Source organism: Clavibacter michiganensis, from assembly GCF_016907085.1.
Classification (GTDB): Bacteria; Actinomycetota; Actinomycetes; order Actinomycetales; family Microbacteriaceae; genus Clavibacter; species Clavibacter michiganensis_O.
Genome location: NZ_JAFBBJ010000001.1, coordinates 492,289 through 505,999, shown reverse-complemented (window position 1 = coordinate 505,999; position 13,711 = coordinate 492,289). Strand labels below are relative to the sequence as shown.

The 13,711-nt window shown below is 72.5% G+C and carries 17 protein-coding genes and 1 tRNA gene; 6 read left to right on the top strand and 12 right to left on the bottom strand.

Annotation, left to right across the window (positions count from 1 at the left end; translation table 11 throughout):
• Positions 1-122 precede the first annotated feature (122 nt).
• The 3 genes from pepN (at position 123) to JOE38_RS02300 (ending at position 4,516) form a co-directional block, all read left to right on the top strand.
• A complete protein-coding gene (pepN, locus tag JOE38_RS02310) occupies positions 123-2,666 on the top strand; it encodes an aminopeptidase N (RefSeq protein ID WP_204574685.1) in 2,544 nt (847 codons plus the stop codon).
• Between the two features lie 156 nt (positions 2,667-2,822).
• Positions 2,823-4,121, top strand: a complete 1,299-nt coding sequence (locus JOE38_RS02305) for a mechanosensitive ion channel family protein (protein WP_204574684.1) — start codon at positions 2,823-2,825, stop codon at positions 4,119-4,121.
• Positions 4,121-4,516, top strand: a complete 396-nt coding sequence (locus JOE38_RS02300) for a globin (RefSeq protein ID WP_204574683.1) — start codon at positions 4,121-4,123, stop codon at positions 4,514-4,516. The genes JOE38_RS02305 and JOE38_RS02300 overlap by 1 nt, the downstream gene beginning before the upstream one ends.
• Positions 4,517-4,555: 39 nt before the next feature.
• Here the strand turns inward: JOE38_RS02300 and JOE38_RS02295 are convergent, their stop codons facing one another.
• Complete coding sequence (locus tag JOE38_RS02295; protein ID WP_204574682.1) at positions 4,556-5,251, bottom strand: hypothetical protein; 696 nt, start codon at positions 5,249-5,251, stop codon at positions 4,556-4,558.
• Positions 5,252-5,333: 82 nt separating this feature from the next.
• On the opposite strand from JOE38_RS02295, the gene JOE38_RS02290 reads away from it, so the two are divergent.
• Positions 5,334-6,239, top strand: a complete 906-nt coding sequence (locus tag JOE38_RS02290) for an acyl-CoA thioesterase (protein ID WP_204574681.1) — start codon at positions 5,334-5,336, stop codon at positions 6,237-6,239.
• 10 nt (positions 6,240-6,249) lie between these two features.
• Here JOE38_RS02290 and JOE38_RS02285 read toward each other — a convergent pair whose 3' ends face one another.
• The 7 genes from JOE38_RS02285 to msrA all read right to left on the bottom strand — a co-directional run bounded on the left by JOE38_RS02285 (position 6,250) and on the right by msrA (position 10,889).
• Positions 6,250-6,723 (bottom strand): acyl-CoA thioesterase, encoded by a 474-nt coding sequence (locus JOE38_RS02285; RefSeq protein WP_204574680.1) that lies wholly within the window; start codon positions 6,721-6,723, stop codon positions 6,250-6,252.
• 4 nt (positions 6,724-6,727) lie between these two features.
• Complete coding sequence (gene ettA / locus JOE38_RS02280; RefSeq protein WP_204574679.1) at positions 6,728-8,410, bottom strand: energy-dependent translational throttle protein EttA; 1,683 nt, start codon at positions 8,408-8,410, stop codon at positions 6,728-6,730.
• 63 nt (positions 8,411-8,473) lie between these two features.
• Positions 8,474-8,962 carry a DUF6993 domain-containing protein gene (locus JOE38_RS02275; RefSeq protein WP_204574678.1) on the bottom strand — a complete coding sequence of 163 codons (489 nt, stop codon included), beginning with the start codon at positions 8,960-8,962 and terminating at the stop codon, positions 8,474-8,476.
• On the bottom strand, positions 8,959-9,522 hold the full coding sequence (locus JOE38_RS02270; protein WP_204574677.1) for a MarR family winged helix-turn-helix transcriptional regulator: 564 nt from the start codon (positions 9,520-9,522) through the stop codon (positions 8,959-8,961). The genes JOE38_RS02275 and JOE38_RS02270 overlap by 4 nt, the downstream gene beginning before the upstream one ends.
• Positions 9,519-9,902, bottom strand: a complete 384-nt coding sequence (locus tag JOE38_RS02265; protein WP_204574676.1) for a hypothetical protein — start codon at positions 9,900-9,902, stop codon at positions 9,519-9,521. The genes JOE38_RS02270 and JOE38_RS02265 overlap by 4 nt, the downstream gene beginning before the upstream one ends.
• Positions 9,903-10,030: 128 nt before the next feature.
• The gene (locus JOE38_RS02260; RefSeq protein ID WP_239544731.1) at positions 10,031-10,255 is read right to left on the bottom strand and encodes a hypothetical protein; all 225 of its coding nucleotides are present in this window, start codon (positions 10,253-10,255) and stop codon (positions 10,031-10,033) included.
• 106 nt (positions 10,256-10,361) lie between these two features.
• Complete coding sequence (msrA, locus tag JOE38_RS02255; RefSeq protein ID WP_043587182.1) at positions 10,362-10,889, bottom strand: peptide-methionine (S)-S-oxide reductase MsrA; 528 nt, start codon at positions 10,887-10,889, stop codon at positions 10,362-10,364.
• 170 nt (positions 10,890-11,059) lie between these two features.
• On the opposite strand from msrA, the gene JOE38_RS02250 reads away from it, so the two are divergent.
• Positions 11,060-11,296: a hypothetical protein gene (locus JOE38_RS02250; protein WP_119435392.1), complete on the top strand. Its 237-nt coding sequence runs from the start codon at positions 11,060-11,062 to the stop codon at positions 11,294-11,296.
• An 83-nt stretch (positions 11,297-11,379) separates the two neighbouring features.
• Positions 11,380-12,090 carry a hypothetical protein gene (locus JOE38_RS02245; protein WP_204574674.1) on the top strand — a complete coding sequence of 237 codons (711 nt, stop codon included), beginning with the start codon at positions 11,380-11,382 and terminating at the stop codon, positions 12,088-12,090.
• Between the two features lie 76 nt (positions 12,091-12,166).
• Here JOE38_RS02245 and nadE read toward each other — a convergent pair whose 3' ends face one another.
• The 4 genes from nadE to JOE38_RS02225 all read right to left on the bottom strand — a co-directional run bounded on the left by nadE (position 12,167) and on the right by JOE38_RS02225 (position 13,697).
• Positions 12,167-12,988 (bottom strand): ammonia-dependent NAD(+) synthetase, encoded by an 822-nt coding sequence (nadE, locus tag JOE38_RS02240; protein WP_204574673.1) that lies wholly within the window; start codon positions 12,986-12,988, stop codon positions 12,167-12,169.
• 41 nt (positions 12,989-13,029) lie between these two features.
• A tRNA-Arg gene (locus JOE38_RS02235) sits at positions 13,030-13,102 on the bottom strand.
• A gap of 14 nt (positions 13,103-13,116) precedes the next feature.
• Complete coding sequence (locus tag JOE38_RS02230) at positions 13,117-13,449, bottom strand: thioredoxin family protein (RefSeq protein WP_307838823.1); 333 nt, start codon at positions 13,447-13,449, stop codon at positions 13,117-13,119.
• A gap of 32 nt (positions 13,450-13,481) precedes the next feature.
• On the bottom strand, positions 13,482-13,697 hold the full coding sequence (locus JOE38_RS02225) for an SCO4848 family membrane protein (RefSeq protein WP_204574672.1): 216 nt from the start codon (positions 13,695-13,697) through the stop codon (positions 13,482-13,484).
• Between the last annotated feature and the right edge of the window lie 14 nt (positions 13,698-13,711).

Sequence of the window (13,711 nt, the reverse complement as noted above, 5' to 3'; positions counted from 1 at the left end):
GATCGGCTCCGGAAGCGGCGCCGCTCCGCCCATGCACCCGCGGTCCCGACCGCCTGGGGCATCGTCACGCGAAGCGCGTCCGCACGCACGGCCCACCCACCTCACGGACGAGCAGGAGCAGCATGCCAGGAGAGAACCTCACCCGCGTCGAGGCCGAGGAGCGCGCCGCGCTGCTGGCCGTGTCCGAGTACGACGTGGCGCTCGACCTCACCCGCGGTGCGGAGGTGTTCGGATCCACCACGACCGTGCGCTTCACCGCCACGGCCGGGGCGTCCACGTTCATCGACGCGATCACCCGCACGGTGCATTCCGTGACGCTGAACGGCCGCGAGCTCGACCCGGCCGACGTCAGCGACGGCGTCCGCATCCGCCTCGACGACCTCGCGCAGGAGAACGAGCTCACGGTCGTCGCCGACGCCATGTACACGAACACGGGCGAGGGGCTGCACCGCTTCGTGGATCCCGTCGACGACGAGGTCTACCTCTACTCCCAGTTCGAGGTGCCGGACTCCCGCCGCATGTTCGCGGTGTTCGAGCAGCCCGACCTCAAGGCGGTCTTCCGCTTCACCGTCACCGCGCCCTCGCACTGGGAGGTCGTGTCCAACTCCCCCACGCCCGAGCCCACGGCCGCCGCCGACGGCGCCTCCACGTGGACCTTCGAGCCGACGCTGCGCATGTCGAGCTACATCACGGCGCTCATCGCGGGCCCCTACGGCGCCGTCCGCAGCGAGCTCACCTCGAGCGACGGCCGCACGATCCCGCTCGGCGTCTTCGCCCGCAAGTCGCTCATGGAGCACCTCGACGCCGACTACGTCTTCGAGAAGACCCGCGAGGGCTTCGCGTTCTTCGAGGAGCGCTTCGAGTACCCCTACCCGTTCCCCAAGTACGACCAGCTCTTCGTCCCCGAGTTCAACGCCGGCGCGATGGAGAACGCGGGCGCCGTCACGTTCGTGGAGAGCTACGTCTTCCGCTCCAAGGTCACCGACGCGGTGAAGGAGCGCCGGGTCACGACGATCCTGCACGAGCTCGCGCACATGTGGTTCGGCGACCTCGTCACCATGAAGTGGTGGGACGACCTGTGGCTCAACGAGTCCTTCGCCACGTACATCTCGACCCTGGCCACGGCCGAGGGCACCGAGTGGACGGGCGCGTGGACCACGTTCAACGCCGGCGAGAAGTCCTGGGCCTACAACCAGGACCAGCTCCCGAGCACGCACCCCGTCTACGCGACCATCAACGACCTGGAGGACGTGCAGGTCAACTTCGACGGCATCACGTACGCCAAGGGCGCGTCGGTGCTGCGCCAGCTCGTCGCCTACGTCGGCCAGGAGGAGTTCCTCGCGGGCGTGGCCGCGTACTTCCAGCGCCACGCGTTCGGCAACTCGACCCTCCGCGACTTCACGTCGGAGCTCGAGGGCACGAGCGGGCGCGACCTCGAGCGCTGGACCGACCTGTGGCTCAAGACCTCGGGCGTGAACACGCTGCGTCCCGAGATCGAGACCGACGAGGACGGCGTCATCACGTCGTTCGCCGTGCTGCAGGAGGCCGCGGAGGACTACCCGACGCTCCGCCCGCACCGCCTGGCGATCGGCTTCTACGAGCTGCGCGACGCGAAGCTGGTCCGCACCGACCGGTTCGAGCTGGACGTCGACGGCGACCGCACCGAGGTCGCCGAGCTCGTCGGCCGCCAGCGCCCCGCGCTCGTGCTGCTGAACGACGACGACCTCACCTACGCGAAGGTCCGCCTGGATCCCGCGTCGCTCGAGGTCGCGATGCGCCACCTCGCCGCGTTCGAGGACTCGCTCGCCCGCTCGCTCGTCTTCGCCTCGGTGTGGGACGCGACGCGCGACGGCGAGATCCGCGCCCGCGACTACGCCCGCCTCGTGCTCGACAACGTCGCCACCGAGGACGAGTCGACGGCCCTCCGCTACGCGCTCGCGCAGCTCACCACGGCCGCCGCGTCGTACTCGGCTCCGGATCACCGCGACGAGCTGCTGGCGACGGTCGCCACCGAGCTGTGGGCGCTCACGGCGCAGGCGGCGCCCGGATCCGACAACCAGTTCCAGTTCCTGCGCACCTTCGCGCAGGTGGCGGCCGAGCCCGCGCAGCTGGATCACGTGCAGGCGCTGCTCGACGGGACCGAGACGCTCGAGGGCGTCGAGATCGACGCCGACCTCCGCTGGGAGCTGCTGACCGCGCTCGTCGCGGGCGGTCGCGCCGGCACCGCCGAGATCGACGCGGCGCTCGCGGCCGACCGCACGGCGACGGGTGCGCAGTCGGCGGCCCAGGCCCGCGCGGCGCTCCCCACGGCGGAGGGCAAGAAGGCGGCGTGGGCGTCCGTGTGGGAGGCCGACACCGAGCCGAACACGATCGTGCGCACCACGGGGCTCGGCTTCCGTCGCGCGGCGGACACCGAGCTGCTGCGCCCGTATGTGGGCGCGTACTTCGACGCGCTGCAGGGCGTGTGGGAGTCCCGCAGCTACGCCATCGCGGCGGCGCTCATCGGCGGCTTCTACCCGTCGCCGCTCGCCGACGCGGAGCTGCGCGACGCGACCGTCGCCTGGCTCGACGCGAACCCGGAGCCGCCGGCGCTCCGCCGCCTCGTCAGCGAGCTGCTGTCGGGCGTCGAGCGGGCGCTCCGGGCGCAGGCGAAGGACGCCGAGTAGCCGGAGCTCCACCCGAGGGGGACGGTCGCGCACGCGGCCGTCCCCCTCGTCGTCCACCCCGCTCCTGCGGACGGACCCAGGGCCGGCCGGGGAGGTCGCCGGTACACTCGGCCGGATGACCTCCCCTCTCCTCATCCCCGTCGGAAGCGCGTCGCGATGGACCTGAGCATGGTGTGCTGCGGCGACGGCTCGTTCTTCTCCACCTGGGGCGTGCTGATCAGAGTCATCTCCTACGTCCTCGGCGGCATACTCCTGCGCTGGATCCTGCTGGTCGTCATCCGCCACACCGTCGACCAGATCGTCACGGGCGTGAAGAAGCGGCAGAACGTCGACGACACGCAGTCGATCCAGGCATCGCCGCTCACGGCCGTCCGCGTCGTGCAGCGCACCCGGACCCTCGGCAGCGTGCTGAGCAACATCACCACCGTCGTGATCGTGGTCATCGTGCTCGCGAGCGTGCTCTCCGAGGTGGCCCCCAACGTCACCAGCTCCCTCGCCCTCCTCACCGCCGCCCTCGGCGCGGGCCTCGGCTTCGGCGCGCAGAACATCGTCAAGGACATCCTCAACGGCCTGTTCATGGTCGTGGAGGACCAGCTCGGCGTGGGCGACGTCGTCGACGTGGGGCCCGCGACGGGCGTCGTCGAGACCGTCGGCATCCGCATCACGACCCTCCGCGACGTCAACGGCACGCTCTGGTTCGTGCGGAACGGAGAGATTCTCCGCGTCGGCAACATGTCGCAGGGCTGGGCCCGCGTGGTCATCGACCTCGCCGTGCCCTACGACACCGACGTGCAGGCCGTGCAGGAGCGCATGCTCGCGACCGCCACCGAGCTCGCGTCCACCCCGAAGTGGCGTTCGCGCATCGTCGAGAAGCCCGAGCTCTGGGGCATCGAGTCGATCTCCGAGTCGGCGGTCGTGATCCGGATCGTCGTCAAGACGCGCAGCAACGCGCGCGACGACGTCTCCCGCGAGCTCCGTGCACGGCTCAAGGCGGCCCTCGACGCGATGGGCGTCACCCTGCCCTCCCTCACCGCCGTCGTCCTCACGGGCTTCGACAGCGCGGCCAGCGTGGGCGGCGCGCACCCGCCGCGCACCGCGTCGACGCCCGTGCAGCAGCCCGAGCAGCCGGCTCCCCGCAAGCGCGCCGCCCGCAAGGTCGCCCCGCGCCAGCCCGGATCCCCGGCGGCCGGATCCGCCTCCCCCGTCGTCCGCGGCGCCGCCGGCTCCCGCCCCGACCCGCGCTCGACGCAGATGATCCCCGCCCAGGGCCCGGCGCCCGCGCAGGATCCCGACGAGGACGAGATCACCGCGACCTGGACCGTGCTCCCCGAGGACCCCGCGTCCACGGAGTCGACCCTGGACCCGGACAGCGGGTCCCAGGAGGCGGCTCCCCCGAAGCCCCCGCGCGCGCCGCGCCAGCCGCGGAAGCCCGCCACGCCGCCCGAGGAGTCCTGATGGCCGACCTGCTCGCGAGCTCGTTCTACGACGACGTGGGCGGCCGCCCCACCTTCGAGAGGCTCGTCCGGGAGTTCTACCGCGGCGTCGCCGAGGACCCCGTGCTCGTCGCGATGTACCCCGAGGAGGACCTCGAGGGCGCGATCCAGCGCCTCACCGGCTTCCTCGAGCAGTACTGGGGCGGCCCCACGACCTACAGCGACGAGCGGGGCCACCCGCGCCTGCGGATGCGGCACATGCCGTTCCGCGTCAACCCCGACGCCCGCGACCGCTGGCTCGCGCACATGCGCGTGGCCGTCGACTCGCTCGACCTGGCCCCGATGCACGAGGCGCAGCTCTGGGACTACCTGGAGCGCGCCGCCCACGCGATGGTCAACACGTTCGACGAGTCCTGAGCACGGCGGCACCGGGACGCGCCGGGGCTGGAGGGCGCGTTAGAGCCGCCGCACGAGCACGTGCCCGCGCGCCATGGTGAGTCGCGTCCAGGGTCCGGTGCGGAACACCGCGACGGGCGCCTCCGCGTCATCCGGCGCCGCGTCGGGCGCGGGATCCGGCCCGAGGAACCCGAGGCTGTAGGCCGCGAAGGCCCCGCCGGCCACCACGTCGGGCGCGCCCTCCACGGCGCGGCCCCACACCTCGCCGCGCACGCGCGACACGATCTGCTCGCCGATGCCCGACGGCACGGCGGCGGCGACCTCGTCGATCCCGGCCCGCGCGGCTGCGCGGAGGGAGGCGGCGGGCACGTCGACGACGCGCTCCCACCCGGCCCGCGGCGGCGAGATCCCCGCCCAGGGCGCGGTAGCCGTGTCCGGCGGCACGAGCACGCCAACGGGCTCGCCCGGGGATCCGGTGGCCGGCCCCTCGAGGCGCGCGAGCCGGTCGAGGAGCGCGCGGATCGGCACCACGCTGTCGACGGGCCCCTGCGTCTCGGCCGCGAACGTGCGGAGGCCGAGCACGGTGGGCGACCGGTCGAGGAGGCCGGCGGGCTGCAGCACCGAGGTGTAGACGGCGAGGACACCGCCGGATCCGATGAGGCGCACGGCACCGTCGTCGACGCGGGCGGAGCGCCCGAGGAAGGTCTGCAGATCGCCGAGGGCGAGGGCGTCCCGGAGGGCGAAGGAGGGCGTCATGGCGTGTCTAAGCTACTGGATGCGCCCGTGCGATCCGCCGGGCGCCCGGCCACCCGAGGCCGGCCCGCCAGGCGGAGGACCCATGACCGACCACGCATCCGACATCCCGGACGACGGCCCGCTCGCCGGCCTCCTCACCGCCCTCGACCTCACCGACACGGGCGCGCGCACGAGCGAGGACATCTCCACCGGTCCGTCGCAGTGGATGCCCATGGGCCGCGTCTTCGGCGGCCAGGTGCTCGCGCAGTCCCTCGTCGCGGCCATGCGCACCACGGACGCCGACCGCCGGCCGCACAGCATGCACGGCTACTTCCTGCGGCCCGGCGACGTCACCAAGCCCATCACCTTCTCGGTCGACCGGATCCACGACGGCCGCTCGTTCTCGACCCGCCGCACGCAGGCGTACCAGGACGGCCGTCCCATACTCTCGATGATCGCGTCGTTCCAGGACGCGGACGAGGGCCTCGAGCACCAGGCGCCGATGCCCGAGGGGATCCCCGAGCCGGAGTCCCTGCCGAGCGCGCGCGACGTGCTGTCGCGCATCGACCACCCTGTCGCCGCGCACTGGGCGAACGACCGCCCCTTCGACATGCGCCACGTCGAGCAGCCCGTCTACTTCGGCGCCGCGCCCGACCGCGTCGCGCACCAGGCCGTGTGGATCCGCGCCATCGGCCGCCTCCCCGACGACCCGGCCGTGCACCTGGCCTCCCTCGCCTACGCGAGCGACTACTCGATCCTCGAGTCCATCTACCGCCGGCACGGCCTCTCGTGGGCGACCCCCGGCATCAAGGCCGCGAGCCTCGACCACGCCATGTGGTTCCACCGCTTCGGACGCGCGGACGAGTGGATGCTCTACGTGCAGGAGTCGACCAGCGCGCAGGGCGGCCGCGGCCTCTCGCTCGGGCGGATCTACTCGCGCGACGGCGTGCTGCTCGCGAGCGTGGCCCAGGAGGGCATGGTCCGGGTCCCCCTCGGGGACCGCGCCTGACCGGCCTCCCTCAGCCGCGGCGGCTGAACGCCACCGGCTCCTCGAGGTAAGTCGACCAGGCGGCGCGCTCGTCCTCGGTGATCCGCCGCGGGCGCCCCATGGCGGCGTCGACGAGCACGATCGTCGTGGAGGCGCGCGCGTACAGCACGGCCGGTTCGACGCCCGCGGGCGACCGCAGCTCGTAGCACGCCTCGAAGCTGGACCCGCCGAGCCGCCCCAGCCACACCTGCACGTCGAGCGGACGCCGCCCGTAGGAGATGGGGAGCAGGTACTCGACCTCCTGCCGGGCGATCAGGGTCATGGTCGCCGCGCCCGCGGACGCGTCGATGAGCGCGAGCCCCGCGTCCTCGCCGTCGTCCTCGCCCTGCCAGAAGGCGCGCACGCGCGCCTCCTCCAGCAGCCGGAGGACCTCCACGTTGTTCACATGGTCGTAGGCGTCGAGGTCCGCCCACCTCAGGTGGATCGGGACGTGGACCCGGGTCACCGGATCAGTCCCGGGTCAGCTTGCGGTACGCCGAGCGGTGCGGCTTCGCGGCGTCCGCGCCCAGGCGCTCGATCTTGTTCTGCTCGTACGACTCGAAGTTGCCCTCGAACCAGTACCAGTTCGCCGGGTCCTCCTCCGTGCCCTCGTAGGAGAGGATGTGGGTCGCGATCCGGTCGAGGAACCACCGGTCGTGGGTGATGACCACGGCGCAGCCGGGGAACTCGAGCAGGGCGTTCTCGAGGCTGCCGAGCGTCTCGACGTCCAGGTCGTTGGTGGGCTCGTCGAGCAGCAGCAGGTTGCCGCCCTGCTTGAGCGTGAGCGCGAGGTTGAGGCGGTTGCGCTCGCCACCGGAGAGGATGCCGGCCTTCTTCTGCTGGTCGGGGCCCTTGAACCCGAAGGTCGAGACGTAGGCGCGCGCGGGCACCTCCTGCTTGCCGACCTGGATGTAGTCCTGGCCGTCGGAGACGACCTCGAACAGCGACTTCTCGGGGTCGATGCCGCCGCGGCTCTGGTCGACGTAGGAGATGTCGACGGTGTCGCCGACCTTGAGCTCGCCGGAGTCGAGCGGCTCGAAGCCGACGATGGTCTTGAACAGCGTGGTCTTGCCGACGCCGTTCGGGCCGATGACGCCGACGATGCCGTTGCGCGGCAGGGTGAAGGAGAGGTCGTCGATGAGGACCCGCTCGCCGAACTGCTTGTGCAGCTTCGTCGCGTCGATGACCTGCGAGCCGAGGCGCGGGCCGACGGGGATCTGGATCTCCTCGAAGTCCAGCTTCCTCGTGCGCTCCGCCTCGGTCACCATCTCCTCGTAGCGGGCGAGGCGCGCCTTCGACTTCGCCTGGCGGCCCTTCGCGTTGCTGCGCACCCAGTCGAGCTCCTCGGCGAGGCGCTTGGAGAGCTTGGCGTCCTTCTTGCCCTGGACGCTCAGGCGCTCCTGCTTCTTCTCGAGGTAGGTCGAGTAGTTGCCCTCGTACGGGTAGAGGCGTCCGCGGTCGACCTCGGCGATCCACTCGGCCACGTGGTCGAGGAAGTACCGGTCGTGGGTCACGGCGAGGACGGCGCCCGGGTACTTGGAGAGGTGCTGCTCGAGCCAGAGCACGCTCTCGGCGTCGAGGTGGTTGGTGGGCTCGTCGAGGAGCAGCAGGTCGGGCTTCTGGAGCAGGAGCTTGCAGAGCGCGACGCGGCGCTTCTCGCCGCCCGAGAGGTTCGCGACCGAGGCGTCGCCCGGCGGGGTGCGGAGCGCGTCCATCGCCTGCTCGAGCTGCGAGTCGAGCTCCCAGCCGTCGGCGGCGTCGATGGCCTCCTGCAGCGTTCCCATCTCGGCGAGCAGGGTGTCGAAGTCGGCGTCGGGCTCGGCCATGGCCGCGGCGATCTCGTTGTAGCGGTCGACCTGCGCCTTCAGCGGGCCGACGCCCTCCTGGACGTTCTCGAGCACGGTCTTCGACTCGTCGAGCTCGGGCTCCTGCATGAGGATGCCGACCGAGTAGCCGGGTGAGAGCTTCGCCTCGCCGTTGCTCGGGGTGTCGAGGCCCGCCATGATCTTCAGGATCGTCGACTTGCCCGCGCCGTTCGGCCCGACGACGCCGATCTTGGCGCCGGGGATGAACGACATGGTGACGTCGTCGAGGATCAGCTTGTCGCCGACCGACTTCCGGGCGCGGACCATCGAGTAGATGTATTCAGCCATGGGCACGAGTCTATTCAGTGCCGCGGGTGCCGGACGCCGCGCGTGGAGGCACCGGGACCGGGGTCACCAGTCGATCGCGCGGGTCTGGCCGACCAGGCAGCGGCCGGAGGAGAGCGTCGGCTCGACGTGGGCGGTGAAGCCGTCCTGCGCCCGCTGCCCGATGAGGCACGCGTCGGGCATGTGCACGGCGACGAGGATCGAGTCGACGGAGTTGCCGAGCGGCGTCGCGTCAGCGGTGACCTCCATGCGGTCCTTCGGGAAGCCGGCTGCCACGAGCGCGTCCACGAGGGCGCGACCCTGCGCGTTGGGGTCCGCGGCGACGACCGCTCCCGCCGTCGCCTCGAAGGCGGGCAGGTTGCCCTCGGCCGTGCCGTCCGGGTCGACGGGCGCGACGGTGGGTGTGGCGGGCGCGGCAGGCGAGGCGCCGGGCTCGGCGCTGCCGGTGACGGCGGTCGGGGTCGGCTCGGGCGACGCGGGCGTCTGCGTGCAGGCCGACAGGAGCAGGGCGCCGAGGAGCGCCGGCGCCAGGAGGGCGCGGGGAGCGCGGATCACGCGGCGGACTCGTCGGCGCAGGCCGTGTCGTCGTCGCGGTCGGGTGCCGCGGGGATGGCGAGGTCGTCGCCGCGGGCGCTCCCCTGGCCGTCGTCGAGGGAGGATGCGCTCATGCTGGCGAGGATATCCCGCGCGATGGCCTCGAGCTGCGCGGTCTGATCCGCGGTCAGCGGGTCGAACACCGTGCGGAGCACCTCCTCGGCGTGGCCGGGGGCCGCCGCCTCGAGGGTCGCGCGGCCCTCGTCGGTGAGCTCGGCGAGCAGGCTCCGGCCGTCGTGGGGCGAGCGCGAGCGGCGGACCCAGCCGAGCTGCTCCAGCCGGGTGACGGCGTGCGAGGTGCGGCTCGCCGAGGCCTGCAGCGCCCGGGCGAGGACGCTCATGGGGAGCGCGCCGCCCTCGGCCTCCGACAGCCGGACGAGGATCATGTAGTAGGCGTGCGGCATGCCCGCGTCGCGGAGGAGCTGCCGCTCGATGCGCTCGCTGACGTGGTTCAGCGCGACGATGACCGTCCGCCAGGCGCGCTGCTGATCCGGCTCGAGCCACCGGGGGGATCCGCTCATGGTGCGATCCTAGGCTCCGTCGCCGTGGTGACCTCCCCTGCCCGGCGTCGGGCCAGCACCGCATCGGCCACGAGCTCGATCACGTCGTGCTCCGGACGGGCGGCGCGTCGCGGGACGAGGCGGCCGAGGACGATCACCTCCTCCCCCGCCGCGAGGCGCGTCACGGCGCCCGCCGATCCGACGCCCGAGCACACGACGAGGACGGCACCGCCCTCCGGCACGCCGACGCCGACGTCGCCGGGCCCGAGGACGAGGCTCGCGACCTCCCAGCCCTCGACCGTGGAGATGCACCGCGGCCGCCGCGCGACCGCTCCGTGGACCACGACGGACACACCGTTCTCGCGCTCGTCGCCGTCGTGCTCCTCGCACCGATCCCGCACCGACGCTCCCCTTCCCGCGACCGCGTGACCGCCGGCCCAGGATGGACGGCCGCGGGCATCGAGCGGGACGCTCGAGCGGATCCCGCGCGCGACGCGACGGATGCGGGCCTGGGGAGGGGGGCGCGGAATCAGTGCTCGGTGAAGCGGAGCTCGTCGCCCCGGACCGCCCGGAGCGCGGCCTTCGCGATCTCCAGGGTGGGGTAGGTGCCGGCCAACACGCCGCGGCGCAGCGGCCGCACCTCGTAGCCGTCGTCATGGGAGTGGATGGAGGCGAGCGCCCCCGTGGCCCCGAAGGCCACCCAGGTCTTGCCCGCGATGCGCGGGAGGCCGGTCGTGCTCGTGCTGGTGGTCATCGACATCGTCGTCGCCTCTCCTCGCCGGGCTCCGTCGCCCGGACGTGCCGATGGTACGCCGACGCCCCGCGGCCGTACAGGCCGCGGGGCGTCGATGAGGGGTGGATCAGGCGGCGCGCACGTACTGCGCGAACGACTTCCGCACCTTGTTGACCTTGGGCACGGCGACCGCGTTGCAGTAGCCCTGACCGGGGTTCTTCGCGAAGAAGTCCTGGTGGTAGTCCTCCGCGTCGTACCAGGTGCCGACCGGCTCGATCGTGGTGACGGCAGTGCCGTCCCACAGCTCGCCCGCGCGGGAGATGGCGTCCCGGAACAGCTGCTCCTGCTCCGCGTCCGCGGGGAACATCGCCGAGCGGTACTGGGTGCCGACGTCGGCGCCCTGGCGGTTGAGCTGGCGCGGGTCGTGCAGCGTGAAGAACACGTCGAGGATGACGTCGGCGGGGATGACCTCCTCGTCGAAGACCACCTTCACCGCCTCGGCGTGCCCGGTCGCGCCCGTGCACACGGCGTCGTAGGACGGGTGGGCGGTGTGTCCGCCGATGTAGCCGGAGATGACGTCCTGGACGCCGTCGAGCGTGCGGTAGACCGCATCGAGGCACCAGAAGCAGCCGCCGGCGAGGATGAATGTCTGCATGAGAGATGAACCTACTTCCCGTCGATGCGCGCGAGGTCCGCGGCGGTCGACATGGGAGGGAACCGTCATCGGGCACCGCCCATTCCTGCCGGGCGCGATGTCGGTGGTCCCCCGTAGCTTCGGGGACATCGAGACACCGCCGGGCCGGCGGCACGCGGACGGAGGACACCATGCCCAGCATCACCTACACCCCCCTGTCGCGCTCGGCCGCCCAGGTGCGCGAGCTGCACGACGGGCTCCTGCGCGTCACCCGGCCCGACGGCGCCGTGCTCGGCTACGTGGAGCGCATGCACGAGCCGCAGGGCGAGCGCTTCCGCGCCAAGCGCCTCCGCCGTGACGCCCAGGGGTTCGTCCCCCTCGGCGACTTCTGGTCGCTGCAGGACGCGGTCGACTGCCTCCGGTTCTGACCGGCGGCCACCCCTGAGCGGGCGTCGCGACGCGCCCGCGCGACCTCCCGGATCGCGCCCGATGCCCGGGGTACGGTCGCCGCATGCAGTGGTGGAATGATCTCCTCGATGCCCTCGCGTCCGAGCGGGGCACGCAGCTCCTCTCCGGCGTCGTCGTCCCCTTCGTCGCCATCGTGGTGGCCGGCGTACTCGCGGCGTTCATCGCACGCGGTGCCACGCAGCGGATCCTCACCCGGCACGACCGCGAGGTGAAGGCGGCCGCCATCGGCGTGCTCGTCGACGCGGCGCGCCAGGCCTCGGTGTGGGACGGCCTCACGGCGCAGGAGCGCGTGCTCGCCGACCGCGCCGCGGGCGAGGCCGACATCCGGATCCGCCTCCTGCCGGTCAAGGGCGCGGCGACCGCCGCCACCTGGGCGGCCCACGAGATCACCGAGTTCAAGCGCGGCAGCGGCAGCTTCGGCTTCCAGTTCGACGCGCAGCTGGCCGAGTTCCGCGACCGCATGGTCGAGTGGCAGCACCACCCCGGTCGCGCTCGCAAGATCTTCCAGGGCGACATCTCCCGCTGGCAGTTCGAGGACGACCAGCCGGCCACCGACACGGCCGCCGCGAGCAGGCCGCAGGCCCGCCCGGACGAGGCGACCGCCGTCGCTCCCGTCCCGGTGCCGTGGCGCAGCGGATCCGACGACCAGCCCGCCGCGGAGCGCCGCGTCGAGTCACCGGACGAGCAGTACAGCCCGCCCGTTCCCTCGTCGTCCGCCGCGAACTCGCGCGCCGCGGAGGCCGAGCGGCGCTGATCGCCCTCTCCGACACGTGACGACGCCCCGCACCTCGACCGAGGTGCGGGGCGTCGTCACGTGGGTCAGGCGGGGATCACTTCCACCAGTCGTCGAACATGCTGGCGGGCACGCGCCGCTTGTGCTCCGTGCTCCGGTATCGCGCCTCGATCGCCTCGGCCACCTCGTCGGCGACGTCCCGTCCCTCGAGGAAGTCGTCGATGTCGGCGTAGGTGAGACCGAGGTTGGCCTCGTCGGTCTGGCCGGGGGTGTCGTCGAGGAGGTCCGCGGTGGGGGCCTTGAGGTACAGCCGCTCGGGGGCGCCCAGGTGCTCGAGCAGCGCCCGGCCCTGGCGCTTCGTGAGACCCGTCAGCGGCAGCACGTCCGCTCCGCCGTCGCCGTACTTCGTGAAGAAGCCCGTGACGGCCTCGGCCGCGTGGTCGGTGCCGATCACCAGCAGGCGGGCCTGCCCGGCCAGCGCGTACTGGGCGACCATGCGCGAGCGCGCCTTGACGTTGCCCTTGGTGAAGTCCGTCATCGCGTGCCCGGCGGCGTCGGCGTACTCCGCCTGGAAGCCGTCGACCGCGCGCTTGATGTCGAAGACGACGCTCGACTTCGGCTGGATGAAGGAGAGCGCGAGCTGCGCGTCCTCCTCGTCCGCCTGCACGCCGTACGGCAGGCGCACGGCGATGAACTCGGCGAGGAGCCCCTCCGCGGCGAGCTCCTCGATCGCGAGCTGGGCGAGTCGCCCGGCCAGGGACGAGTCCTGCCCGCCGCTCACGCCGAGGACGAAGCCCTCGGCGCCGGTGGACCGGAGGTAGGCCTTGAGGAAGTCGACGCGCTTCCGGACCTCGTCGGCGGGATCGATGGTCGGACGCACCTCGAGGGCGGCGATGATCTGTGACTGGATGTCGCGCATGTGCCCAAATCTACGGCCGATCCCGCGCGTCCGACAGTCGGTCCCCCCGGCGCGACTCGAACGCGCAACCGTCGGATTAGAAGGCCGATGCTCTATCCATTGAGCTACAGGGGGTCGTGACGAGGGTACTACGCGGGATCCGGGCGCCCCGAGGAGACCGCCGGTCCGGCGGGGGCCGTGCCGTCCATGGCCCGCACGACCGCCTGCAGCACCTGGGGCGCGGTCGGCACGCCCTCCGCGCGGAGCACCTCGCGGTCCCCGGCGCGCACGACGATCGTCGGCGTCGACCGGATGCGCTCCGCCTCGGCCAGGTCGGGGTGGGCCGCGACGTCGAGCTCCTCCACCGGGAGCCAGGGCAGCAGCCGCTGCACCTCCTCGAGCGTGCGCCGGGTGGCCTGGCACGGCACGCAGAAGAGCGAGGAGAACAGGAGGACGCGCACGCCCTCGGATCCCGCGGGCACGGAGTCCCCCGCCGGCCCGCCCTCTCCCGGGATCAGGAGGCGAACGCCGCGACGGCGGCGATGATCGAGACGAGGGCCAGGAGGAGCGAGACCGACACCAGCACGAGGTGCACGGTGAAGAAGGGCGTGCGGGACCCGTCGGCGGCGCGGGCGCGGGGATCCTTCGCCACGCGCTTGAGGAACTGCGGCCAGACGACGACGTTCCAGACGCCGTTGACGATGAGGAGGACGGCGAGGAGGGTGATCACTCCCCCATGGTAGG